This window comes from Streptomyces zaehneri (assembly GCF_032248645.1).
GTDB classification, from domain to species: Bacteria; Actinomycetota; Actinomycetes; order Streptomycetales; family Streptomycetaceae; genus Streptomyces; species Streptomyces coriariae.
In genome coordinates this window covers 219835-243470 of the sequence record NZ_JASTTJ010000012.1, presented here as the reverse complement: position 1 = coordinate 243470, position 23636 = coordinate 219835, and the positions used below count along the sequence as shown (strand labels likewise).

General features: G+C 71.1%; 25 protein-coding genes. 10 read left to right on the top strand and 15 right to left on the bottom strand.

The genetic code is table 11. The annotated features are described in order from the left end of the window. Positions 1 to 475: 475 nt before the first annotated feature. A complete protein-coding gene (locus QQM72_RS21725) occupies positions 476 to 1117 on the bottom strand; it encodes a DNA-3-methyladenine glycosylase (RefSeq protein ID WP_314222523.1) in 642 nt (213 codons plus the stop codon). A gap of 151 nt (positions 1118 to 1268) precedes the next feature. On the opposite strand from QQM72_RS21725, the gene QQM72_RS21720 reads away from it, so the two are divergent. The 3 genes from QQM72_RS21720 to QQM72_RS21710 all read left to right on the top strand — a co-directional run bounded on the left by QQM72_RS21720 (position 1269) and on the right by QQM72_RS21710 (position 3412). Beyond that, complete coding sequence (locus QQM72_RS21720; protein ID WP_314222522.1) at positions 1269 to 2051, top strand: sporulation protein; 783 nt, start codon at positions 1269 to 1271, stop codon at positions 2049 to 2051. Positions 2052 to 2170: 119 nt separating this feature from the next. Further along, on the top strand, positions 2171 to 2710 hold the full coding sequence (locus QQM72_RS21715; protein WP_314222521.1) for a YbhB/YbcL family Raf kinase inhibitor-like protein: 540 nt from the start codon (positions 2171 to 2173) through the stop codon (positions 2708 to 2710). A 195-nt stretch (positions 2711 to 2905) separates the two neighbouring features. Beyond that, positions 2906 to 3412, top strand: a complete 507-nt coding sequence (locus QQM72_RS21710) for an HNH endonuclease (protein ID WP_020130380.1) — start codon at positions 2906 to 2908, stop codon at positions 3410 to 3412. Between the two features lie 82 nt (positions 3413 to 3494). Here the strand turns inward: QQM72_RS21710 and QQM72_RS21705 are convergent, their stop codons facing one another. From QQM72_RS21705 to QQM72_RS21695, 3 genes are all read right to left on the bottom strand, one after another. Beyond that, positions 3495 to 4445, bottom strand: a complete 951-nt coding sequence (locus QQM72_RS21705; RefSeq protein WP_020130381.1) for an SPFH domain-containing protein — start codon at positions 4443 to 4445, stop codon at positions 3495 to 3497. A 142-nt stretch (positions 4446 to 4587) separates the two neighbouring features. Further along, positions 4588 to 5019 carry an NfeD family protein gene (locus QQM72_RS21700; RefSeq protein ID WP_314222520.1) on the bottom strand — a complete coding sequence of 144 codons (432 nt, stop codon included), beginning with the start codon at positions 5017 to 5019 and terminating at the stop codon, positions 4588 to 4590. Positions 5020 to 5072: 53 nt separating this feature from the next. Then, entirely contained in the window at positions 5073 to 5870 is a 798-nt protein-coding gene (locus QQM72_RS21695; RefSeq protein WP_054239278.1) for an ABC transporter ATP-binding protein, read from the bottom strand. Between the two features lie 153 nt (positions 5871 to 6023). Between QQM72_RS21695 and QQM72_RS21690 the strand changes: the two genes are divergently transcribed. Beyond that, the gene (locus tag QQM72_RS21690) at positions 6024 to 6812 is read left to right on the top strand and encodes a hypothetical protein (protein ID WP_314222519.1); all 789 of its coding nucleotides are present in this window, start codon (positions 6024 to 6026) and stop codon (positions 6810 to 6812) included. A gap of 199 nt (positions 6813 to 7011) precedes the next feature. Here the strand turns inward: QQM72_RS21690 and QQM72_RS21685 are convergent, their stop codons facing one another. The 4 genes from QQM72_RS21685 to QQM72_RS21670 form a co-directional block, all read right to left on the bottom strand. Further along, positions 7012 to 7251, bottom strand: coding sequence for a chaplin (locus tag QQM72_RS21685; protein WP_314222518.1), 240 nt, complete (start codon positions 7249 to 7251; stop codon positions 7012 to 7014). A gap of 192 nt (positions 7252 to 7443) precedes the next feature. Next, positions 7444 to 7689 (bottom strand): chaplin ChpE, encoded by a 246-nt coding sequence (chpE, locus tag QQM72_RS21680; protein ID WP_314222517.1) that lies wholly within the window; start codon positions 7687 to 7689, stop codon positions 7444 to 7446. Positions 7690 to 7887: 198 nt separating this feature from the next. Continuing rightward, positions 7888 to 8529 carry a response regulator gene (locus tag QQM72_RS21675; RefSeq protein WP_020130387.1) on the bottom strand — a complete coding sequence of 214 codons (642 nt, stop codon included), beginning with the start codon at positions 8527 to 8529 and terminating at the stop codon, positions 7888 to 7890. Continuing rightward, positions 8522 to 9667, bottom strand: a complete 1146-nt coding sequence (locus QQM72_RS21670; protein WP_314222516.1) for a GAF domain-containing sensor histidine kinase — start codon at positions 9665 to 9667, stop codon at positions 8522 to 8524. The genes QQM72_RS21675 and QQM72_RS21670 overlap by 8 nt, the downstream gene beginning before the upstream one ends. A 241-nt stretch (positions 9668 to 9908) precedes the next feature. Between QQM72_RS21670 and QQM72_RS21665 the strand changes: the two genes are divergently transcribed. The 3 genes from QQM72_RS21665 (at position 9909) to QQM72_RS21655 (ending at position 12766) form a co-directional block, all read left to right on the top strand. After that, positions 9909 to 10607, top strand: coding sequence for an SDR family NAD(P)-dependent oxidoreductase (locus QQM72_RS21665; RefSeq protein ID WP_314222515.1), 699 nt, complete (start codon positions 9909 to 9911; stop codon positions 10605 to 10607). After that, a complete protein-coding gene (locus tag QQM72_RS21660) occupies positions 10604 to 11728 on the top strand; it encodes an S-adenosylmethionine:tRNA ribosyltransferase-isomerase (protein ID WP_314222514.1) in 1125 nt (374 codons plus the stop codon). The genes QQM72_RS21665 and QQM72_RS21660 overlap by 4 nt, the downstream gene beginning before the upstream one ends. Before the next feature lie 303 nt (positions 11729 to 12031). Then, a complete protein-coding gene (locus tag QQM72_RS21655) occupies positions 12032 to 12766 on the top strand; it encodes a transglycosylase SLT domain-containing protein (RefSeq protein WP_314222513.1) in 735 nt (244 codons plus the stop codon). Between the two features lie 70 nt (positions 12767 to 12836). Here the strand turns inward: QQM72_RS21655 and QQM72_RS21650 are convergent, their stop codons facing one another. After that, a complete protein-coding gene (locus QQM72_RS21650) occupies positions 12837 to 15359 on the bottom strand; it encodes an ABC transporter ATP-binding protein/permease (RefSeq protein ID WP_314222512.1) in 2523 nt (840 codons plus the stop codon). A 246-nt stretch (positions 15360 to 15605) separates the two neighbouring features. Between QQM72_RS21650 and QQM72_RS21645 the strand changes: the two genes are divergently transcribed. Further along, positions 15606 to 17543, top strand: a complete 1938-nt coding sequence (locus tag QQM72_RS21645; protein WP_314222511.1) for a streptophobe family protein — start codon at positions 15606 to 15608, stop codon at positions 17541 to 17543. 141 nt (positions 17544 to 17684) lie between these two features. Further along, positions 17685 to 18899 (top strand): phosphoserine phosphatase SerB, encoded by a 1215-nt coding sequence (gene serB / locus QQM72_RS21640; RefSeq protein ID WP_314222510.1) that lies wholly within the window; start codon positions 17685 to 17687, stop codon positions 18897 to 18899. Between the two features lie 117 nt (positions 18900 to 19016). Here the strand turns inward: serB and QQM72_RS21635 are convergent, their stop codons facing one another. The 4 genes from QQM72_RS21635 to QQM72_RS21620 form a co-directional block, all read right to left on the bottom strand. Continuing rightward, on the bottom strand, positions 19017 to 19535 hold the full coding sequence (locus QQM72_RS21635; protein ID WP_314222509.1) for a SixA phosphatase family protein: 519 nt from the start codon (positions 19533 to 19535) through the stop codon (positions 19017 to 19019). 79 nt (positions 19536 to 19614) lie between these two features. Further along, positions 19615 to 19821 carry a hypothetical protein gene (locus QQM72_RS21630; RefSeq protein WP_314222508.1) on the bottom strand — a complete coding sequence of 69 codons (207 nt, stop codon included), beginning with the start codon at positions 19819 to 19821 and terminating at the stop codon, positions 19615 to 19617. A gap of 277 nt (positions 19822 to 20098) precedes the next feature. Continuing rightward, positions 20099 to 20215 carry an SGM_5486 family transporter-associated protein gene (locus QQM72_RS21625; RefSeq protein ID WP_107095507.1) on the bottom strand — a complete coding sequence of 39 codons (117 nt, stop codon included), beginning with the start codon at positions 20213 to 20215 and terminating at the stop codon, positions 20099 to 20101. Between the two features lie 43 nt (positions 20216 to 20258). Next, a complete protein-coding gene (locus tag QQM72_RS21620) occupies positions 20259 to 21605 on the bottom strand; it encodes a CynX/NimT family MFS transporter (protein WP_399078091.1) in 1347 nt (448 codons plus the stop codon). Between the two features lie 70 nt (positions 21606 to 21675). On the opposite strand from QQM72_RS21620, the gene QQM72_RS21615 reads away from it, so the two are divergent. Beyond that, positions 21676 to 22365: a FadR/GntR family transcriptional regulator gene (locus QQM72_RS21615; RefSeq protein ID WP_314222506.1), complete on the top strand. Its 690-nt coding sequence runs from the start codon at positions 21676 to 21678 to the stop codon at positions 22363 to 22365. Here the strand turns inward: QQM72_RS21615 and QQM72_RS21610 are convergent. Together QQM72_RS21610 and fabI are read right to left on the bottom strand one after the other, a co-directional pair. Then, positions 22346 to 22699 carry a hypothetical protein gene (locus QQM72_RS21610; RefSeq protein ID WP_314222505.1) on the bottom strand — a complete coding sequence of 118 codons (354 nt, stop codon included), beginning with the start codon at positions 22697 to 22699 and terminating at the stop codon, positions 22346 to 22348. The two genes, QQM72_RS21615 and QQM72_RS21610, sit on opposite strands and share 20 nt — an antisense overlap. Positions 22700 to 22864: 165 nt before the next feature. Then, positions 22865 to 23632: an enoyl-ACP reductase FabI gene (gene fabI, locus QQM72_RS21605; protein ID WP_020130401.1), complete on the bottom strand. Its 768-nt coding sequence runs from the start codon at positions 23630 to 23632 to the stop codon at positions 22865 to 22867. Between the last annotated feature and the right edge of the window lie 4 nt (positions 23633 to 23636).

The window sequence follows — 23636 nt, the reverse complement described above, 5'->3', positions numbered from 1 at the left end:
TGGCGTTGATTTTTGGCACGCTGTTGAGTTCTCAAGGAACGGACGCTTCCTTTGTACTCACCCGAGAGACTCTCTCAGGCTTTCCTCCGGGCGCTTCCCTTCGGTCTTGCGTTTCCGACTCTATCAGATCTTTTCTCGACCCGATTTCCTCGGTGCTTTCCAGGTTCTCGCTTTCGCGTTTCCCTTTCCGGCGGTTCCGACTCTATCAGATCCTTTTCTTGATCCGATTCCCTGTCGGCGGGATTGTCCTGGGCTTTGGGCTTTCGCCCGTCGACCTTTCGACATTCACTATGTTAGCCGGTTCCCTCCGCAACTCATAATCGAGTTCCGCCGGGTTCGAATTCAGGCATGCGGACATGACGAATTCGCTCCCGCTGAGGGCGTCGTAGGTAGTGGGTTGGCCGCTTCCGACGTCCGGCGAATGCCGTACCCGGTTCAGCGGCTCGGGCCACGTTACGCGCAGGCCAACAGCGAGTCAACTTCGGCGACGCCTGGGGGCGTGGGCCCGGTAAGGGCTCACCGTCGGGTCGTCGGCGACCCAGTACCGCCAGGGGTGGACCGCTCCATCGCCGGAGACTCCGGTGCGCGGGCCGCTGCGTACCTGGTCGGAGGTGACCGGGGTGCCGGTCAGGATCTTCAGAGGGGTGTCCCCCGTGGCGCAGGCGTCCGTGCCGTCGAGGGCTCGGTCCACATCCAGGGCAGTGGCCAGGCGGGCGGGTCCTTTGGCCAGTTCCTTGTCATTTCGGGCCGAGAGTCGACGTTTGCGGGCCGACTCGGCGCCCTCGACGATCTCGCCTGCGCGGAGCAGGACGGCACTGGCCGTGCCGTCCGGACCGCAGACGAGGTTCATGCAGTGCCACATGCCGTAGGTGAAGTAGACGTACACATGTCCGGGCGGACCGAACATCACGCCGTTGCGGGCCGTGGGGCCGCGATAGGCGTGGGAGCCCGGGTCGTTCGGGCCGTCGTAGGCCTCGACCTCCGTGAGGCGCAGGATGATCGGACCGTCGGGGGTCGTACGGACGAGGTGCCGGCCGAGCAGATCCCGGGCCACCTCCAGGACAGGGCGGTCGAAGAAGGTCCTGGGGAGGGGCGTACGGTCGGGGGTCGCGATCATGCTCTCCGAGCGTAGTGCAGACGCGTGGGTGCGTCGGGGTGGTCAGCGGGCATCCGCCTTGCCAGGGTGTGGGGCACGGAACCGGCCGCGCCGGGATCGCGTATGTAGGGGTCGAGGGATCCCGTAAGAAGAAGGTCGTAGAGGGAGAGACATGGCGTTCAAGAAGCTGCTCGCGAGTCTGGGGGCCGGCGGGGCTTCGGTCGAGACGGTGCTGACCGAGGTCAACGTCGTTCCGGGCGGTGTCGTGCAGGGTGAGGTGCGGATCCAGGGCGGGTCCGTCAACCAGCAGATCGAGGGGCTCTCGGTCGGGCTTCAGGCCAAGGTCGAGGTCGAGAACGGCGACCAGGAGTACAAGCAGGACATCGAGTTCACGAAGCTGCGGCTCGGGGGTGCCTTCGAGCTCCAGGCCGGTGCCGTGCACGCGGTGCCGTTCGGGCTCGAGATCCCGTGGGAGACGCCGGTCACGACGATCGACGGTCAGACGCTGCGCGGCATGAACATCGGTGTGACCACCGAGCTGGAGATCGCTCGCGCCGTGGACTCCGGTGACCTGGACCCGATCAACGTGCACCCGCTGCCGGCGCAGAAGGCGATCCTGGACGCCTTCATCCAGCTGGGCTTCCGCTTCAAGAACGCGGACCTGGAGCGCGGGCACATCCGCGGTACGCGGCAGAAGCTGCCGTTCTACCAGGAGATCGAGTTCTACCCGCCGTCGCAGTACCGGGGGCTGAACCAGGTCGAGCTGAGCTTCGTGGCCGACGAGCACACGATGGACGTCGTGCTGGAGATGGACAAGAAGCCGGGGCTGTTCAGCGAGGGCAGTGACACCTTCCGCTCGTTCCAGGTGGGTCTGCACGACTACCAGGGAACCGACTGGACGGCGTACCTCAACCAGTGGCTGTCCGAGGTGGGCAGCAAGCGCAACTGGTTCTGACACACACAGAGAGGGCCCGGAGTGCCGTACGGCGTTCCGGGCCCTCTGTGCGTCCGCGCGGGGTGTGGAGGTCGTAGGCTCCGAAGGGAGTGCTTGCCGATCGATCAGGAGGTGTCGAAGTGACCGAGCCGAAGAGGCGGCCGCTGCCCCACGATTTCCATCCGCCGGTTCCGTCGTTCACGGTCACGAGCGAGGATGTCGCGGAGGGGGCGACGCTCAAGGACGCCCAGGTCCATGCGGCGGGGAACACCTCGCCCCAGCTGCGGTGGGAGGGTTTCCCGTCCGGGGCCAAGAGTTTCGCCGTGACCTGCTACGACCCCGATGCGCCGACGGGCAGCGGGTTCTGGCACTGGGTCCTGTTCGACATCCCGGCCTCGGTGACCGAGCTGCCGGCGGGTGCGGGCGGCGGCAAGTTCGAGGGGCTGCCCGAGGGCGCCGTACACGCGCGCAACGACTACGGCGGCAAGGAGTTCGGAGGGGCCGCGCCGCCGCCGGGGGACGGGCCGCACCGGTACGTCTTCACGGTGTACGCGGTGGACCAGGAGAAGCTCGGTCCGGATGCCGATGCCTCGCCCGCCGTCGTGGGCTTCAATCTGCGGTTCCACGCGATCGCCCGCGCTCAGCTGATCGGTGAGTACGAGGTTCCCGCGGAGGGATGAGTCAGCTCATCGTTCTTTGAACGTTTGCCCGCCTCTGGTCTTGGAAGTGATCAGAGGCGGGCATTTTTGTTGCCGGGGGGCGGGGGTCACCTCCCGTGGAGCAGCAGATATTGCGTTGTCCATCTCGGCGTGCCCGGCCAGAGTTGATCCCAGCCCGCCAGGGGGTGGGCCGGTGCACACAGGAGGTGGGCTGGTATGCGGGACACGCTGGTACTGAACGCGAGCTTCGAGCCGCTGTCGACGGTGACGTTGAACCGAGCCGTCGTTCTGGTGCTTCAGGACAAGGCCGTCGTCGAGCAGGCCCACCCCGAACTGCGGATGCGCGGAGCCGAGGTCGACATCCCGGCGCCTCGTGTGATCAGGCTGTGCAGGTACGTACGGGTGCCCTTCCGAAGACAAGCTCCTTGGTCGAGGCGGGGTGTGCTGATAAGGGACCGGCACCGCTGCGCGTACTGCGGTCGACGGGCGACGACCGTGGACCACGTGGTGCCGCGGGCGCAGGGGGGTCAGGACGTGTGGCTGAACACCGTCGCCTCGTGCGCGGAGGACAATCACCGCAAAGCGGACCGGACTCCGGAGCAGGCGCAGATGCCGTTGCTGCGGCAGCCGTTCGAGCCGACGCCGGCGGACGCGATGCTGCTGGCCCTGGGGCAGGACGACCTGGCCGCGCTGCCGGAGTGGCTGACCATGGACGCGGCGTAGTCCGTGTCCGGACACGACCGGGGCCCACCTTCGCTCGGAAGGTGGGCCCCGGTCGTGTGTCCGCGGGTCAGTCGTCCGCGGGTCAGTCGATCGACGGCTTCTCGCGGCGCTCCGAGCCTCCACCGTTGCCGGAGTTGTTGCCGCCCGAATTGCCGCCGAAGTTACCGAAGTTGCCCATGGCGCCGGACAACCCCTTGAGAGCGTCGCCGATTTCGCTGGGGACGATCCAGAGCTTGTTGGCGTCGCCTTCGGCGATCTTCGGAAGCATCTGGAGGTACTGGTAGGAGAGGAGCTTCTGGTCCGGGTCGCCGGCGTGGATGGCCTCGAAGACCGTACGCACGGCCTGGGCCTCGCCCTCGGCGCGCAGGGCGGCCGCCTTGGCCTCACCCTCGGCTCGCAGGATCTGGGACTGCTTCTCGCCCTCGGCGGTGAGGATGGCTGCCTGGCGCGTGCCTTCGGCGGTGAGGATCGCGGCGCGCTTGTCACGGTCGGCGCGCATCTGCTTCTCCATCGAGTCCTGGATGGAGGTCGGGGGCTCGATGGCCTTCAGTTCCACGCGGTTGACGCGGATGCCCCACTTGCCGGTCGCCTCGTCGAGGACTCCGCGCAGCGCCGCGTTGATCTCCTCGCGGGAGGTCAGGGTCCGCTCGAGGTCCATGCCGCCGATGATGTTGCGGAGCGTGGTGACGGTGAGCTGCTCGATCGCCTGGATGTAGCTGGCCACCTCGTAGGTCGCGGCCCGGGCGTCGGTCACCTGGTAGTAGATGACGGTGTCGATGTTCACGACCAGGTTGTCCTGGGTGATCACCGGCTGCGGCGGGAACGGCACGACCTGTTCGCGCAGGTCGATGCGGTTGCGGATGGTGTCTATGAACGGGACGACGATGTTGAGGCCCGCGTTGAGTGTCCGCGTGTAGCGGCCGAACCGCTCCACGATCGCGGCACTCGCCTGCGGGATGACCTGGATCGTCTTGATCAGGGCGATGAAGACCAACACCACCAGAATGACCAGGACGATGATGACCGGTTCCATCGCGGCTCCCCGTACCTTTCTCCGCCTCGGCGCTTTCGGAAGATCTTATGCCTGTTGAAGATCTTGCTGGACGAGTGTGACAGACCGTCGTGCGGCTCGTGAGGTGTTCTGTTCACTTACGTCGTGCGGGAGTTGCGCAGGGTCAGATGACGATCGCCGTGGCCCCCTCGATGTCCACGACATCGACTTCCTGCCCCACGTCGTAGGCGCGGTCGGTGTCGAGGGAGCGGGCCGACCAGATCTCTCCGGCGAGTTTGATGCGGCCGCCCGAGCCGTCGACGCGTTCCAGCACGACGGCCTGTTTGCCCTTCAACGCGTCGATGCCGGTGGCGAGTTGGGGACGCTGCTTGGCGTGCCGGGTCGCGATCGGGCGTACTACGGCGATCAGTGCGACGGAGACGACGATGAAGACGAGCACCTGGGCGACGGCTCCGAAGCCGAGGCCTGCCACGACGGCGGCGGCCACCGCGCCGACCGCGAACATGCCGAACTCGGGCATCGCGGTCACCACGAGCGGGATTCCGAGCGCTGCCGCGCCGACGAGCCACCACACCCATGCGTCGATGTCGTTCACACCGTCATGGTAGGGCCGCACGTCCTGTCGGGGACAGGGCGCACAGGGAGCGGTCAGGACATCGGCAGGCCCTGCGCCGTCCAGCGGTCGCCGACCTGTTCCACGACGAGCGGGAGGCCGAAGCAGAGGGAGAGGTTGCGGGAGGTGAGCTCCAGCTCGACCGGGCCCGCGGCGAGGACCTTGCCCTGGCGGATCATGAGGACGTGGGTGAAGCCGGGGGCGATCTCCTCGACGTGGTGGGTCACCATGATCATCGAGGGGGCGATGGGGTCGCGCGCGAGGCGGCCGAGCCGGCGTACGAGGTCCTCGCGGCCGCCGAGGTCCAGGCCGGCGGCGGGCTCGTCGAGGAGCAGCAGCTCGGGGTCGGTCATCAGGGCGCGGGCGATCAGGGTGCGCTTGCGCTCGCCCTCGGAGAGCGTGCCGAACTTGCGGTCCAGGTAGTCGCTCATGCCGAGGCGGTCGAGGAAGGCGCGGGCGCGCTGCTCGTCGACGTCCTCGTACTCCTCCTGCCAGCCGGCCGTCATGCCGTACGCGGCGGTCAGCACCGTCTGGAGGACGGTCTGGCGCTTGGGGAGCTTGTCGGCGAGGGCGATGCCGGCCATGCCGACGCGGGGGCGCAGCTCGAAGACGTCGGTGCCGGGGCTGCCGAGGGTCTCGCCGAGGATGGAGACGGTGCCGGCGCTGGGGAAGAGGTAGGTGGAGGCGATGTTCAGGAGGGTCGTCTTGCCGGCCCCGTTGGGACCGAGGATGACCCAGCGCTCGCCCTCCTTGACCGACCAGGAGACCTGGTCCACCAGAGCCCGGCCCTCACGGACCACGGATACGTCCTGAAGCTCCAGAACATCGCTCATGAGCGCGTTGTCTCCCCTTGCTGTGTGGCCGGTCGGTTGTCGCGGGCGCCTGTGGCTCGGACCGCCCCGCGTGGGTGGGCGCGGCCTCTCCGGGAAAATCTACGCCACCGGTCGGGCGGCCCGATCCATCGGTCCGGTCCTTAGGGTGGAGGCATGCTCTCGGAACCGCGCTCTGGTCGCCTTGCCGCTTGGGGAAATGCCCTGTTGGCCGGAATTGTCTCGCCGGACGACGCCGTGCTCGCCATCGTCGGCGAGGACGCCGTGCACCGGGTGGAGGGGCTGCCCGGCGAGTCGGCGCCCGTCGGACTCACGCTCGCGCTGGGGCGGCTGCGGACGCTCGGCGTGAACGGGCTGCGGGTGGCGTTGCCCGCGCCGGGACATCCGCTGGGACTGAGCGGGCCGCCGGAGTTCAACACGCGGGCGCTGGAGGCGGAGGAGGCCGTGGTCTGTCACGGCGCCGGGTACGGGCTGGTGCCGGAGGTGTACGAGGCCGGGCCCGATGGTGATGTGCATGTCGAGGTCGTGTGGCACTGCCTGCCGGTGCGGGAGGCTCCACCGGCCGATGTGCCGTCGCTGGGCGAGGCGGAGCGGGAGCTCGCCGAGGCGCTGCGGGACGCCACGACGGTGCTGGCGCGACTGGACCTGGCGGGATCGGGGCCGGTGGCGGAGGCGGCGATCGACGCGTACCGGGCTCGGGCCGAACGGGGGCGGGAGGTCCTGGCGCCGGGGTACCCGCCGCGGGCGGTGCGGGTGCTGGAGCTGGCGCAGCGGGTGGGGCTGCTGGTGTCCCTCGCCTATGAGAACGGACCCGGGGGTGCGGTCAGCTCCGCGGAGATGGCGGTGCGTGCGGAGGCATTGCGGCCGGTCGAGCGGACGGGGCGGCGGGCGCAGGTCGCCGCGTACAACTCCGTGGTGGAGGAGCGGGAGCGGGGAGTCCGGTGAGCGTCGCTGCTCGGGTGGCCCTGGTTGGTGTGAACCTCCGGGGGCTGTGCCCCCGGGCCCCCCTTCGGCCCTGAAGGGGTCTCGTCCTCGAACGCCGGACGGGCTGGATCGCCGGGAAGCGTTGACTTGGTCACGGCATGCAGAGGGGCCCAGGCGTCGTCTGTGACGCGTGGGCCCCTCTGTGGTGCGGCTGCGAGATTCAGTCGTTGATGCAGGTGTTGGCGAACGCCGGGTTCAGCACGCCGACCACGTTGATCGTGTTGCCGCAGACGTTGACCGGGATGTGGACCGGCACCTGGACGACGTTGCCCGAGACGACGCCCGGCGACTTCACGGCCGCGCCTTCCGCACCCGCGTCGGCGACGGCGGCACCGGCCGAGGCGCCCGCGGCGATACCCGCGACGGTGAGAGCCACAGCAGCCTTCTTGGCGATGTTCATGAGAAGCGTTCCTCCTGCGTTTGCGTGTCCGACCCGGCCGCGGGTCGGACACTGCCCAACGGGAAAGTGATCGGGAACGATGCGGGGCCCGCCCGGAAGACACCTCGTTCGGATCATTGGAGCGACAAACAGACCGGCCTCTCCCGGTGGGGGCCGAGGGAGGCCGGGGGTCACCCCGGTGCGGGCGGGACCTCAGTGGTTGAGACCGAGGTTGCCGAACGCCGGGTTCAGCACGCCGATGACGTTCACGCTGTTGCCGACCACGTTGACCGGGACGTGCACCGGGGCCTGGACGAGATCGCCCGAGACGACGCCCGGCGAGCCCTTGGCCTCGCCGAGAGCGGTGGCGCCGTCGGTGGCGGAGGCCATGCCGGCACCCGCGGCCATCAGACCGCCGGCCACCATCGTCACGGCCGCTGCCTTCTTCAGGTTCTTCACTTCTGACCCCTCCTGGTGATTGCCGCGGCAATCGCCGCGGCACGCACTGGAGAACGGCGGCGGGCCACGAAGGATGCGCCATTCGGGGGACATTCCCACGACGGTATGAATCTCGGATCGGAAGTTAACCTTCCGCGTCGCCCCACCGGAGCGTCCCGCGACACTCCGGTGGTGCGCCGGAGCGGGTCTCAGCGGGTCTCAGCGGGTCACGCCATGGCGCACGGCCCACAGCGCGGCCTGGGTGCGGTCCGCGAGGTCGAGCTTCATCAGGATGTTCGAGACGTGTGTCTTGACGGTCTTCTCGGAGAGGACCAGGGCCCGGGCGATCTCGCGGTTGGAACGGCCGTCCGCGATCAGACCGAGCACCTCGCGCTCGCGTTCCGTGAGCGCGCCGCCTCTGCCCTGGCCCGAGGTGCCCTCGTCCTGGGAGAGGAGTGCGCCGGCGACCTCCGGCTGGAGCAGGATGTGGCCGGCGTGGACCGAGCGGATGGCGCCGGCGAGGGCGTCGGGGTCCACGTCCTTGTAGACGTACCCGGCGGCGCCCGCGCGCAGGGCCGGGACCACCGTGCGCTGTTCGGTGAAGCTGGTGACGATCAGCACGCGCGCGGGGTTGGCGAGGTCGCGGAGTCTGCGGAGGGCCTCGACGCCGTCCATGCCGGGCATCTTGACGTCCATCAGGACGACGTCGGGCTTCAACTCCTCGGCGAGGGCGACTCCTTCGGCGCCGTCCGCGGCCTCGCCGACGACCTCGATGTCGTCCTGCACCTCCAGGAAGGTGCGCAGGCCCCGGCGGACGACCTGGTGGTCGTCGACGAGCAGCACCTTGATTGCGTCAGCCACCGGGAGCCTCCATCTCGATCGTGGTGCCCTTGCCGGGCGCCGATTCCACCGTGAGCGTGCCACCGACCCCGCTCGCCCGGTCCCGCATCGACACCAGCCCGAGGTGGCGGCCGGCCCGGCGGACCGTCGTCGGGTCGAAGCCGCCGCCGTCGTCCGTGACGCGCAGGACCGTGCCCGGGCCGCGCTTGCCGAGGGTCACCTCGACGCGCTGTGCCCCGGAGTGGCGCAGCGCGTTGTGCAGAGCCTCCTGGGCGACCCGCAGCAGGGCCTCCTCCTGCGCGGCGGGAAGCGCGCGGACGCCCTGACTGGTGAAGGTCACGCGCGCGGCGTGGGCGCGGTCGAGGACCTGGATGTGGGTGCGGAGGGTGGCGACGAGGCCGTCCTCGTCGAGGGCTGCGGGGCGCAACTCCACCACGGCGGCCCGCAGTTCGTCGGCGGCCTCCGCGGCGAGCGCCGCGACCTGTTGCAGTTCGCCCTTCGCGCGCGCGGGGTCGCGGTCGACGAGGGCGGTGGCGGCCTGGGCCGTCAGACGCAGGGAGAACAGCTTCTGGCTGACCGCGTCGTGCAGTTCGTGGGCCAGCCGGGAGCGCTCCTCGGCGATCGTCAGTTCACGGCTGCGCTCGTACAGGCGGGCGTTGGTGAGGGCTATCGCGGCGTGCTGGGCGAGGATCGCGAGCAGTTCCTCGTCGTCCTCGGTGAAGCCGCAGCCGCCCTGGGGCCTGGCGCAGTTCTTGTTGGCCAGGAACAGGGCGCCGAGGACCTCGTCGCCGTCCTGGACGGGCAGGCCCAGGAAGTCGGACATCTCGGGGTGGGCGGACGGCCAGCCCTCGAAGCGCGGGTCCTTGCGGACGTCGGCGAGGCGCTGGGGCCGGGCTTCCTGGAGCATCGCCGCCAGGATGCCGTGCTGGCGGGGCAGCGGCCCGATGGCCTTCCACTGCTCCTCGCCGACGCCGTCGACGACGAACTGGGCGAAGCCGCCGTGGTCGTCGGGGACGCCGAGGGCGGCGTACTGCGCGTCCAGCAGTTCGCGGGCGGAGGCGACGATCGTCTTGAGGACGTCGCGGACCTCGAGGTGCCTGCTCATGGCCAGCAGCGCGGAACTCACCGCGGCGAGGCCGGACCGGGGGCCTTGACTCATGTCCTCACGGTACCGGCGGGGTGTGACAGCGCGGATCGGACCTGTGACGGCCACGGACCGGGGCGTAAGACCTAGGTCGGAGGTCCCCGGTACCGCGGCCTAGGGCGAGGGGACCGGGTGCCCGGGCGTACGACGAAGGGCCCCTCCGGCTTGCGTCCCGCGTCCGAGGCGGGGCCGGGGGGCCGGTTCCTACGTTGGGATCACCGCCGACGGAGGCGGATCGGACGAGGGGACGGTTGTCATGCCGGTTGCGATCATCACGGGTGCGTCGAAGGGGCTGGGGCGGGCGCTGGCCGAGGCGCTCGCCGCACGCGGCTGGGATCTGGTGCTCGACGCCAGAACCGCGGAGGTGCTGAAGGTGACGGCGGCGGCCGTGGCGGCGCACGGGACCCGGGTCGAGGCCCGTGCGGGGGACGTCACGGATGCGGCGCACCGGGCCGAGCTGGTGGCGGCCGCCTGGCGGTTCGGGGGCTGCGACCTGCTGGTGAACAACGCGAGCGCGCTGGGCGCCGAGCCGCTGGTGCGGCTGGCCGAGCTGCCCCTGGACGGGCTGCGGCGGGCGCTGGAGGTGAACGTGGTGGCGGCGCTGGGGCTGGTCCAGGAGGCGCTGCCGCTGCTGCACGGGGCGCGGGCGGGCGCGGTGATCACCGTCAGCTCGGACGCGGCGGCCGAGGCGTACGAGACGTGGGGCGGCTACGGGGCGTCCAAGGCGGCCCTGGACCATCTCGCGGCGGTGCTCGGTGCGGAGGAGCCGGAGCTGCGGGTGTGGGCGGTGGACCCCGGGGACATGGCCACGGACCTGTATACGGCGGCCGTACCGGAAGACGACGGCCCGCGGCCGGATCCGGCCGGGGTGGCGCCGGCCTTCCTGCGGCTGCTGGACGAACGCCCGGCGAGCGGGCGATACGGGGCTCAGGCCCTGCTGGAGGGACGGCGATGACGCTGGCGCTGGGGGTGCCGCCGCACGAGCGCAGGCGAGGGTGGGGGAAGGTGCCGCGGGAGCTGTCGGCTCGGGTCCCGGCCGAGCAGCGCGCGCCGGGCCGGGACCGGGACGACGTGCGGCTGCTGGTGTCGCGGGGGACGCAGGCGACGCATCACGCCTTCCGGGAGCTGCCGTGTCTGCTGCGGGCCGGGGACCTGCTCGTGGTGAACACCTCGCCGACGCTGGCGGCGGCCGTGGACGGGCGGGTCGGGCACGCGCGCGTGGTGGTGCACTTCTCCACGCGCGGTGACGACGGACGGTGGGCCGTGGAGCTGCGGGAGCCGGACGGGAAGGGCACCACCCGCGCGCGTGCGGGTGGGCCCGCGGGGACCGAGGTGGAACTGGCCGGGGATGTGCGGCTGACGCTTGAGGAGCCGCTGAGCCCGGGGAGCGGACGGCTGTGGTGGGCGCGGGTGTCCCCCGTCGGCACGGTGCCCGGGCTGCTGCGGGAGCACGGGCGGCCCATCCGCTACTCCTATACGGAGCGGGATCAGCCGCTGTCGGTCTACCAGACGGTGTTCGCTTTGCCGTCGGCCGACGGGTCGGGCAGTGCGGAGATGCCGAGTGCGGCGCGGCCTTTCACCGCGGGGCTGGTGACGGAGCTGGTGAGCCGGGGGGTGCAGTTCGCGCCGGTCATCCTGCACACCGGGGTCGCCTCGGCGGAGGTGCACGAGCCGCCGTACCCGGAGCGGTTCGTGGTGCCGGAGGCGTCGGCGCGGCTGATCAACGCGGCGCGGGCCGGGAACGGGCGGGTGATCGCCGTCGGGACGACCGCGGTACGGGCCGTGGAGTCGGCGGCCGGGGCGGACGGGGTCGTACGCGCGCGTGCGGGATGGACGGATCTCGTGGTCACTCCCGCGCGCGGGGTGCGGGTGGTGGACGGGCTGCTGACCGGGCTGCACGAGCCGGAGGCCTCGCATCTGCTGATGCTGGAGGCGGTGGCGGGGCGGGCCGCGATCAGCCGTGGCTACGAGGAGGCGCTGGGCGGGCGCTACCTGTGGCACGAGTTCGGGGACGTGCACCTCGTCCTCCCGGAGGAGAACGCTGACGCAGAGCATTGCTCGGGCAACTACCAGTGAGGACAGGGTGGGGGCCGTGTGAGCCCGCACATAGGGCGCGGATCACGTACTACGGGCAATAGGAGATAAAGGGGACGCGGTGAACGGGGCAGATGGTTCCATCTGTCCCGATTTGCCCTTCCCTGATCCACTATCGGGGATCGTACGTCACACCTTTGCCTGCCCTTTTTGCGGCCGCTAACAATGGCTCTCGTCGCTCAGCGCCGTGGGTTCTCCCCCGGCGGCGCCCGTGCCGAAAAGCACCCGCTGTCCGCCGTCGGACGAAGAGAGCGACCTCCGCGCTATTCGAAGAGGTCCATCCGCATGCCCAAGAACACTCGCAAGATCGCGATCGCCGGTGCCGCCACGCTCGGTGCCGCTGCCCTCGCCTTCTCCGTGGTGCCGGCCGACGCGCAGACGACCACTACGGACGCCGTCTCCTCGGCCCGGGTCGCCTACAGCTCAGTGCCGGTGCAGGCCGTCAAGGCCAGCGTGACCGACCAGCTGGCCACGACGAGCGTGAAGGTCGACGCCATCGAGGCCAAGAAGAAGGCCGCCGCGGCCGCCGCCGCCAAGAAGAAGGCAGCCGCCGAGGCCGCCGCCAAGGCAGCGGCAGCGAAGAAGAAGGCCGCCGCGGCGGCCGCCGCCAAGAAGGCAGCCGCCGCACGCGAGGCCAAGGAGGCCGCGAGCCGGTCCGCCCAGCGTGTCGTGGTCAAGAAGGCCGCCACCAAGAGCTACGCCAACAACCTCGACGGCTGGATCAAGCACTCCCTGGACATCATGAAGTCCAAGGGCATCCCGGGCTCCTACAGCGGTCTGCACCGCAACATCATCCGGGAGTCCTCGGGCAACCCGAAGGCGATCAACAACTGGGACATCAACGCCGTCAACGGCATCCCGTCCAAGGGCCTGCTGCAGGTGATCCCGCCGACCTTCGCCGCGTACCACGTCGCCGGGACGTCCTGGAACATCTACGACCCGGTCGCCAACATCACCGCCGCCGCGAACTACGCGGCCGACAAGTACGGCACGATCGACAACGTCGACAGCGCGTACTGAGCCATCTCCGTACGCCGATGGGCGGCACCCACGGTACGGGGTGCCGCCCATCGGCGTACTGCGGCAGCGACTACTTGCGCATGACCTCGGGCTCGTGGCGGCGCAGGAAGCGGGCCACGAAGAAGCCGCAGATCACGCCGAGGACGATCAACGCGACCATGTCCAGGCCCCAGGCGCCGACGGTGTGCTCCCACAGCGGGTCCGTCTCGCCGCCGTCCTTGGGCGGGCTGATCTTGTTGAAGTCCAGCGTGGCACCCGCGGCGGCGACCGCCCAGCGCGAGGGCATCAGGTACGAGAACTCGTTGACGCCGACCGCGCCGTTCAGGGTGAACAGGCAGCCGGTGAACACGACCTGGATGATCGCGAACATGACCAGCAGCGGCATGGTCTTCTCGGCCGTCTTCACCAGCGACGAGATGACCAGGCCGAACATCATCGAGGTGAAGCCCAGCGCCATGATCGGGATGGACAGCTCGATCATGGTGGCGCTGCCGAGGACCAGGCCCTCGGTCGGGATCTCCCGGCTCGCGAAGCCGATCACGCCGACCAGCAGGCCCTGGAGCACGGTGACCACGCCGAGCACGAACACCTTCGACATCAGGTACGCGGACCGGGACAGACCGGTGGCGCGTTCCCGCTCGTAGATGACGCGTTCCTTGATGAGCTCGCGGACCGAGTTGGCCGCGCCCGCGAAGCAGGCGCCGACCGCGAGGATCAGCAGGACGGTGGTGGCCGTGCCGTTGGGGATGATCCGGCCGGTCTTCGGGTTGACCGGGTTGGGCAGCAGACTGTTCCCGGAGTCGATCAGCAGGCTCACCGCGCCGAGGACGGCCGGCAGGATCACCGTCAGGGCCAGGAAGCCCTTGTCGGAGGCGATCACCGAGACATAGCGGCGCACCAGTGTGACGAACTGGGACGTCCAGCCCTGCGGCTTCGGCGGCTTCATCGCCTGCATCGGCGGCATCTGTACGGACTGCGGCGCGATGGCGTCGATGTCCGCGGCGTACATCTGGTAGTGCTGCGAGCCCTTCCAGCGGCCCGCCCAGTCGTAGTCGCGGTAGTTCTCGAAGGCGGAGAAGACGTCGGCCCAGGTGTCGTAGCCGAAGAAGTTCAGCGCCTCCTCGGGCGGGCCGAAGTAGGCGACGGCACCGCCCGGCGCCATCACGAGCAGCTTGTCGCAGATCGCGAGTTCGGCCACCGAGTGCGTGACGACCAGGACCGTGCGGCCGTCGTCGGCGAGGCCGCGCAGCAACTGCATGACATCGCGGTCCATGCCCGGGTCGAGGCCGGAGGTCGGCTCGTCCAGGAAGATCAGCGACGGCTTGGTGAGGAGCTCCAGGGCCACCGAGACGCGCTTGCGCTGGCCACCGGAGAGGGAGGTGATCTTCTTCTCTTTGTGGATGTCGAGCTTCAGCTCGCGCAGCACCTCGTCGATCCGGGCGTCGCGCTCGGCGGCCGTGGTGTCGGCCGGGAAACGGAGCTTGGCCGCGTACTTGAGGGCCCTCTTGACGGTCAGTTCCTTGTGCAGGATGTCGTCCTGCGGAACCAGACCGATGCGCTGGCGCAGCTCGGCGAACTGCTTGTACAGGTTCCGGTTGTCGTAGAGGACGTCGCCCTGGTTGGCCGGGCGGTAGCCCGTCAGCGCCTTGAGCAGGGTCGACTTGCCGGAACCGGAGGGGCCGATGACCGCGATCAGGGACTTCTCCGGGACGCCGAAGGAGACGTCCTTGAGGATCTGCTTGCCGCCGTCGACCGTGACGGTCAGATGGCGGGCCGAGAAGGAGACCTCGCCGGTGTCGACGAACTCCTCGAGCCGGTCGCCGACGATCCGGAACGTCGAGTGGCCGACGCCCACGATGTCGGTGGGCCCCAGCTGGACCGAGCCGCCCTTGGGGATCGGCTGGCCGTTGACGTAGGTGCCGTTGTGCGAGCCGAGGTCGCGGATCTCCATGCGGCCGTCGGGCGTCGAGTGGAACTCGGCGTGGTTCCGCGAGACCTGGAGGTCGGAGACGACCAGCTCGTTCTCCAGGGCACGGCCGATGCGCATCACGCGGCCGAGGGAGAACTGGTGGAACGTGGTCGGGCTGCGGTCTCCGTAGACCGGCGGCGCCCCCGCGCCTCCACCGGGCACCCTCTGCACGTACGGCTCGCTCGGCCCCTGCTGTTGCGGGACGTGCGGCGCGCCCTGCTGCGGCGGCTGCCATCCGGCCTGCGGCGCCTGCTGCGGCGGCGCCTGCTGGGCCCAGCCCGGGTTCGCGGCCTGCGCGGCGTACGGCTGCCGGGGCTGCGCGGCGGGCGCCTGAGCGCCCGAGAGGTTCACGCGCGGCCCGTCGGTCGCGTTGCCCAGGTGCAGCGCCGAGCCGGGGCCGATCTCCAGCTGATGGATCCGCTGCCCCTGCGCGAACGTGCCGTTGGTGCTCCCGTGGTCCTCGACGACCCAACTGCGCCCGTTGAAGCTGACCGTGGCGTGGCGCCAGGAGACCCTGGCGTCGTCGAGGACGATGTCGCCCTGCGGATCACGTCCGAGGGTGTATGGCCTGGACGGATCCAGCGTCCAGGTGCGTCCGTTCAATTCCAGTACGAGTTCCGGCACTCCAGCCCCACTGAGTTGTCCCCCGAGTTAGCCCCATCAACGGGGAGTCTAGGGATGTCGAACATCGGGGGGAACTATTTCAGTAGCGGCCCCCTGACCGAAAGTCGGGCCTTGTGAAGAGCGTGCGCGAGCGTATCGGCCGTTCCCGTTGACGGGGTTGAAACCGGGCCGGAGAGTGGTAAAGGCACGCGAGGGGGGCGGAAGCGGCGATCTTCGCCGCCGCGCGCCGCGGATCGGGGGGTCTGCATGAGTGCCGGTACGGGTGTCGAGGGCAGTGCGAGCGCGGCGCGCGGCAGGGGCGTGCCGTGGATCGACGTGCTGCTGGCCGCCGTCGCGGCGGTGAGCTGGGCGTTGATCGGGATGGCCGGGACGGCGGCGCTGGGGCTGCATCTCCTGGAGGCGGACTCCGCGGGCTCGTTGGGCCCGATGACGGCCGCGGTGGTGGCCCTCGCCGCCGGGGGATCGGTGACTCCGTCGGGCGATGTGTCCGCTTTCGGGCTCACGGGCGCGGAGGCGAACACGGCCATCGAGATCACGCCATTGGGGGTGAGCCTGGTGGGCGCGCTGCTGCTGTCGTGGTTCTTCCTGCGGTCCCTGCGGACGGCGGGAGTCGTGATCGCCCCGGCCGAACTCCTCGCGCGCGTCGGGGCGGTGGTCGCCCTGTACGTGGTGATGCTCGGCGGACTGGCCTGGGCGGGGCACGACGTCATCACGCTCGACGGGGGTGCGCTGGGGCTGGACGATCTGCCCGGCGCCGGTGGGGGCGGTGGCGGCGGCCTGGAGATCCCCGGTCTCGGGGACATCGGCGGACTGCTGCCCGACCGGCTCGGCGACCTCGTCGACGCGAAGGCCGCGGTCGGCTTCACCGTCGACACGGCGCCCACGCTGCTCGGCGGCCTCGGCTGGTCCCTCGGCATCCTGCTGATCGCGTTGCTGGCCTCGCGCCGGACGCCGCTGCCGGGCGGCTGGGAGGCGGTGCACCGGGTGGTGCGGCCGGCGGTGTCCGCCGTCGTGACCGTGCTGCTGGTGGCCGTGGCGGCCGGGTTCGCCGCGGCGGCGTACGCGGCGATCGGCGACGACCATCCCCGGCGCATCGCGGGAGCGGCGCTGCTCGGCGCGCCGAACGGGGTCTGGCTGGGCATCCCGATCGGCCTGTTCGTCCCCTGGGACGGAAGGGCGACGGGCGCGCTGACGAGCGTCCTCCCGGCCCCGCTGGACGAGCTGCTGGGCGTCGGCACCGAGCAGTCGGTGACGCTGGGACGCCTCGCGGAGCTGGACGGACGGGTGTGGCTGCTCGGCGTGGCGGCGGCGCTGACGATGCTGCTGGCGGGGGTGCTGACGGCGGTGCGGACCCCTGTGGGGCCGGCGGGGTCTCCGCAGGGCGCGAGGGCCGGGGCGGGGGCAGGTTCCGAGGGCCGGCGCGGGGCCGGTGCGGCGGGGTTCGCCGGGCGCTGCGCCGTGCGGCTGGGGGCGGCGACCGCCGTCGCGTTGCCGTTGATCGCCTGGTTGACGAACGTGTCCGTGGACGCCTCGCTGTCCGTGCTGGGGTTCGACGCCTTCGGGGCCGGGATCGAGCTGCACGGGCACCTCGGAGCGGCGTTGCCGCTGGGTGCCGGGTGGGGCGCGGGGGCGGGGGCCGCCGGTGCGCTGCTGGCGTGGGCCATGGGGGCCGCGGGGCGGCGGGCGGCGCCACTGGCACGGAGTGACCCGCGGGGCGCCGCGGGCCCCGGCGAGGCAGGCGGGCCTTCGGGCTACCCGGACGACCGGGCCGGGCCGTACGCGCCGGGTGCGCCCTCGTACCGGCCGCCGAATCCGGCGACCAATCCCTATCTGCGGGTTCCAAAGGAGTTGCGGGAGTCGCGGGACGCGGGGCCGCAGCAGGTTCGGCCCGAGCGGGCCAGGGGCGACAGGAGCGGGCAGTCGAGGCCCTACGAGAGCTCCCGGCGGGCCGAGCCCCCCTCGGGCGGCGGGCGGCCGCCCGCCGGGCCGCCGGAGGCTGACGACGTCTACGGCGCTCCGACCGTGGTCCGGCCGATCGGGCCGGCTCCCCGTACACCGCGGCGGCCTCCCGGGCCGCGGCCCGGTGAGTGGCCGTCGCCCGGACCGGACGAGGGTCCGCCGCCGCCTCCGCCCCCTCCTCCAGCTCCTCCGAGGGGCCCCAGGCCGCCTGGCGGACCGCGGTGAGGGGCCGGGGCCGGAACACCCGCAAAACGCCCGCAGCCGATTCTTGTGGCGCACGCCACCTCACCGACATCCACTGTTCCCCGTCCGTCAGGCGGACCTCGAGGGCGCGCGGCACTGGGTGCCGGATACGGTGGGTACACCATGAGCGCTTTGCAGACTTCGTCCTCTGACGTCCCCACGCTCCTTGTCAAGATCTTCGGCAAGGACAGGCCGGGTATCACGGCCGGCCTTTTCGACACCCTCGCCGCCTTCTCCGTCGACGTGGTCGACATCGAGCAGGTCGTCACCCGAGGCCGGATGGTGCTGTGCGCGCTCGTGACCGAGCCGCCGACCGGCTTCGAGGGGGAACTGCGGTCCACGGTCCACAGCTGGGCCGAGTCGATGAAGATGCAGGCCGAGATCATCTCCGGCATCGGTGACAACCGGCCGCGCGGCCTCGGCCGGTCCCTGGTCACCGTGCTCGGGCATCCGCTCACCGCGGAGGCCACGGCGGCGGTGGCAGCGAAGATCACGAAGGCCGGCGGGAACATCGACCGCATCTTCCGGCTCGCCAAGTACCCCGTCACCGCCGTCGAGTTCGCCGTCTCCGGTGCGGAGACGGCGCCCCTGCGCACCGCTCTGGTCACGGGTGCGGCAGCGCTGGGGGTGGACGTCGCGGTGGTGGACGCGGGCCTGTACCGGCGGGCCCAGCGGCTCGTCGTGATGGACGTCGACTCCACCCTGATCCAGGACGAGGTGATCGAGCTCTTCGCCGCGCACGCCGGCTGCGAGGACGAGGTCGCCGAGGTGACGGCGGCCGCGATGCGTGGTGAGCTCGACTTCGAGCAGTCCCTGCACGCGCGCGTGGCGCTGCTGGCGGGACTGGACGCGTCGGTCGTGGACAAGGTGCGCGCCGAGGTCCGGCTGACGCCGGGTGCGCGCACGCTGATCCGGACGCTGAAGCGGCTCGGCTACCAGGTGGGGGTCGTCTCCGGCGGCTTCACCCAGGTCACCGACGACCTTCAGGAGCGGCTCGGGCTGGACTTCGCGCAGGCCAACACGCTGGAGATCGTCGACGGCAGGCTGACGGGCCGGGTCACCGGCGAGATCGTGGACCGTGCCGGCAAGGCACGGCTGCTGCGCCGGTTCGCCGCCGAGGCGGGCGTGCCGCTCTCGCAGACCGTGGCGATCGGTGACGGCGCCAACGACCTCGACATGCTCAACGCGGCCGGTCTCGGGGTCGCCTTCAACGCGAAGCCGGTGGTGCGCGAGGCGGCGCACACGGCGGTGAACGTGCCGTTCCTGGACACCGTCCTGTATCTGCTCGGCATCACCCGTGAAGAGGTCGAGGCCGCGGAGACGCACGACGAGCAGTAGCCGCGCACTGGCGTGGCGCAGGCACAGGGGCGCCGACGCGGGGACGCACGGGTGCCCCGACGGACGGAGAGGGCCCGGCACCATCACGGTGCCGGGCCCTCGCGCGTGCCGGGTGGGTCACTCGGAGGGCGCCCAGTAGTCGAGCAGCGTGGCCACGCCGGGCTCCAAGGACTTCCAGGGGCCGTCGAAGGAGACGACGGCGAAGGCGGCGGCCGGGAACCCGCGGCGGCGCATCCGCTCGCCGGCGTCGCCGTCGCTCCGGCCGGAGAGGATGTCGGCGAGACCCTGGATGCCCGGGTTGTGGCCGACCAGGACGACGTCACGCACGTCGTCGGGTGTTTCGTTGAGCAGGGCGATCAGCTCACCGGGCGAGGCTTCGTAGATCCGCTCCTCGTAGACGGTTTTCGGCCGCTGTGGGAACTCATGGACGGCGAGCTTCCACGTCTCGCGGGTGCGGGTCGCGGTGGAGCAGACGGCCAGGTCGATGGGGATACCGCTGTCGACCAGCTTGCGCCCGGCGACGGCGGCGTCCTTACGACCCCGCTCAGCGAGCGGACGCTCATGGTCGGTCACCTGCGGCCAGTCGGCTTTCGCATGGCGGAAGAGGACGATCCTGCGGGGTTCTTCGACGCTCATGAGTCCCAGCTTCGCATGAAACAGGCCACGGGGCGCAGGGAGTTGACATGCGGCTTCACCAGCGGTCCTGAGGTCCGCCCTAGCGGGTGACCAGCTGTTGCACGCGCTCGACGAGGTGGGTGATCGCCGGGTCGCCGGTGGCCGCGTGGGCGTCGGCGGGGTTCAGTATCAGCACCAGCAGGGTGACGAAGGCGAGCGTCGGGAGCGCGAGGGCCCACCAGGGCAGCCAGGTGTCGACGCCGCCCGAGGTGGCCGGGTGGGGCCGGGTGTGCGTAGGGGCCGACATGGGTGCCTCCGCTGTCTTCGAGTGGTCCGTGGACCTTGGCAGGTGGTCCGCGTCCTGCGGCCACACCTCGAAGTTACGGAATCGGCTGCCCTCAACCCATCCGGTGATCCACCCACTTGACCCTGACCCTCACCCCCTAGGGGACAGGGGGGTTAACCCCACCCCGGCCACTCGGACGGGATCGCGGGGACGGGATCGCGGCAGGGCCGATGCGGCCGGCCGTCACGGCCGGCCGTCACCTCTGGGTCGTCACGTCTGGGCAGTCACGGCCGGGCCGTCAGGGCGAGGCGATGGTCGCGATGACGGCGATGACGACGAAGATGGCGAAGAACGAGCCGAAGACGATCAGCATCTTCTTCTGACCGTTCTGGGGGTTCGGGTCGAGCACTGGCATACGGCAAGTCTCGCACCCCGCGTCCTCCGCGGTCCCGCCGGGGTCAGCGGGCGGCCTCCTCCTCCACCGTGCGGTCCCGGCCGGCCAGGACGCCCACGACCGTCTGCGGGACCATGAGGGCCGCCATGAGCGCGAGGGGCAGGCCCCAGCCGCCGCTGTGCTGGTAGAGCACCCCCACCAGGAGCGGGCCGGGGATGGAGATCAGATAGCCGGCGCTCTGCGCGAACGCCGACAGCTGCGCCGCCCCCGCGCCGGTCCCGGCCCGCATCCCGACCATCGTGAGGGCCAGCGGGAAGGCGCAGTTGGCGATGCCGAGCAGCAGGGCCCAGACCCAGGCGCCGCCGGCCGGCGCGAGGTACAGGCCGGCGTATCCGACGAGGCCGCAGCCGCCGAGCGCGAGCACGATGGGGCCCTGGTGCGGCAGCCGGGTGGCGACGCGCGGGATGACGAAGGCCAGCGGCACGCCCATCGCCATCGTCACGGCGAGCAGCAGCCCGGCCGTGCTCGCGGGCACCCCGGCGTCCCGGAAGATCTGCGGCATCCAGCCCATGGTGATGTACGCGGCGGTGGCCTGGAGACCGAAGAAGACGGCGAGCGCCCACGCGGTACGGCTGCGGGTGATGCGCAGCGGGGCGGCCGACGGCCGCGGCACGCGCGCGTGGACCCGCGGGGCGGGCCGCGGTCCCCGCTCCTGCCGCTCGCCCTCCGTACGCGCTCCGCCCGGTGCCGTCCCGCGGTGCCGTGCGAGCGGCAGCCAGGGCAGGACGGCAGCCGCCGCGAGGCCCGCCCAGAGCGCGAGGCCGGTCTGCCAACTGCCGCCCAGCGCCTCGGTCATGGGCACGGTGATCGCGGCGGCGGCGGAGGTGCCGAGGGCGAGGGCCATCGAGTACAGGCCGGTCATGGTGCCGACCCGGTCGGGGAAGTGACGCTTGACGATGACCGGCATCAGGACGTTGCTGACGGCGATGCCCATGAGGGCGAGGGCACTGGCGGCGAGGAACCCCGCCGTGCCGCCCGTGTAGGGGCGCAGGAGCAGCCCCGCCGTGATGGCGACCATGCCGGCGCACACCACCGCTCCCGGCCCGAAGCGGCGGGCGAGACGGGGTGCCATGACGCCGAAGACGGCGAAGCAGAGCGGGGGCACGGAGGTGAGGAGCCCGGCCACGCTGCCGCTCATGCCGAGCCCGTCGCGCACCTCTTCGAGGAGGGCGCCGAGGCTCGTGATGGCGGGCCGGAGGTTGAGGGCGGCCAGCACGATGCCGACGACGAGCAGCCGTGTGCCCCAGTCCCACGCGCGGGGGGCCGTTCGCGGGGGCTCGCCCGCGGCCGAGGTGCGGGTGGTCGGGGGTGTCGTCGTCCGGGTCTGCTCGCTAACCATGCCGACCATCATAGAATCATAGGATGATTGGTTGTCCATGCTCGAGTTCCCCTCGGCGGCCCCACCCGTGCGAAGGTGTGCCATGCCCCTGAGCCATCCCCGCCGCTCGGCGCTGTCCGAGCAGGTCATCGCCGCACTGCGCACCCAGATCACCTCGGGCGAGTGGCCGGTCGGCGCGCGCATCCCCACGGAGCCCGAACTGGTCGAGCAGCTGGGCGTCGCCCGCAACACGGTCCGTGAGGCCGTCAGGGCGCTCGCGCACAACGGGCTGCTGGACATCCGGCAGGGCTCGGGCACCTACGTCGTGGCGACCAGTGAACTGGCGGGCGTGATGCACCGCCGCTTCGCCGACGCCGACCCCGGCCACATCGCCGAGCTGCGCGCCACGCTGGAGTCGAGCGCGGCGAAGCTGGCGGCCGCACGGCGCACGGAGAAGGACCTCAAGCAGCTGGACGCGCTCCTCCTGCGGCGCGAGGAGGCCTGGGACTCGGGCGACACGGAGGCGTTCGTGACGGCGGACTCGACCTTCCACCTGGCGGTGGTGGCGGCCTCCCACAACGACGTCATGAGCGCGATGTACGCGGACCTCGGCGAGGTGCTGCGCGACTGGCTGCGCGAGGACGTCGGCGCGGAGCTGACGCCGGAGACGTACATGGACCACACGCGGCTGGTGGACGCGATCCGCGCGGGTGACGCGGAGGCCGCCGCCGTCGAGGCGGCCGGCTATCCCCTGCTGTGCCGGCCCGGCCGGTTCACGGCTTCTGGTGGCTGACCCAGGCCGAGCGGACCTCCTTCCAGCAACGGCCGGTGAGCCGTACGGTCTGGGCGGGGCCCGCGTCGGCGGGGGTGCCGTCGGTGTCGAGATCCCACCAGCGGTCGCACTCGATGTGCAGACGGACGCGGTCGGTGTCGGCGTAGGGGTTGTGGCAGTAGGCGACGACTCGGGAGCCGCGGATCTCGGTGCGGCACTCCGCGCCGAACGGCTCCTCGGGTGCGGCGGCGGCCTGCCGGGCCGGCACGCGCGCGTGGGACAGCGCGTCGTACGGCAGCGACAGGACGAGACAGACGGCGACGGTCACTGGGGCCAGGCTGCGAGACAGGCGCACAAGGGGACCTCCTCGGCCGTGCTGGGGAGGAAAGCGCGGTAAGGAACCCGCACTTCAGAGTGCCTTGCAGGGGCACTCCCCCGCCCGGCCGGATGGGCCGAACGGGTGACGCCCCGCTCCCCCGCGCGCGAGCGGGGGAACGGGGCGTCGACGGCGTGTCGGTGATCAGGCTCCGATGGCGTGCAGGCCACCGTCGACGTGCACGATCTCGCCCGTGGTCTTCGGGAACCAGTCGCTCAGCAGGGCGACCACACCGCGGCCGGCCGGGCCGGGGTCGTTGAGGTCCCACTCCAGCGGGGAACGGTCGTCCCACACGGACGCCAGCTCGGAGAAGCCCGGGATGGACTTGGCCGCCATGGAACCGATGGGCCCGGCGGAGACCAGGTTGCAGCGGATGTTCTGCTTGCCCAGGTCACGCGCCATGTAGCGGCTGGTGGCCTCCAGGGCCGCCTTGGCGGGGCCCATCCAGTCGTACTGCGGCCAGGCGAACGAGGCGTCGAAGGTGAGGCCGACGACCGAGCCGCCGTTCTGCATCAGCGGCAGACAGGCCATCGTGAGTGACTTCAGGGAGAACGCCGAGACGTGCATGGCCGTGGCGACCGACTCGAACGGCGTGTTGAGGAAGTTGCCGCCCATGGCGTCCTGCGGCGCGAAGCCGATGGAGTGCACGACGCCGTCGAGACCGCCGAGCTCCTCGCCGACGATGTCGGCCAGCCGGCCGAGGTGCTCGTCGTTCGTCACGTCGAGCTCGATGACCTTGGTGGGCTTCGGCAGCTTCTTGGCGATGCGCTCGGTCAGCGTGGGCCGCGGGAACGCGGTCAGGATGATCTCGGCACCCTGCTCCTGGGCCAGCTTGGCGGTGTGGAAGGCGATGGAGGACTCCAGCAGCACGCCGGTGATCAGGACGCGCTTGCCCTCGAGAATTCCGCTCATGGTG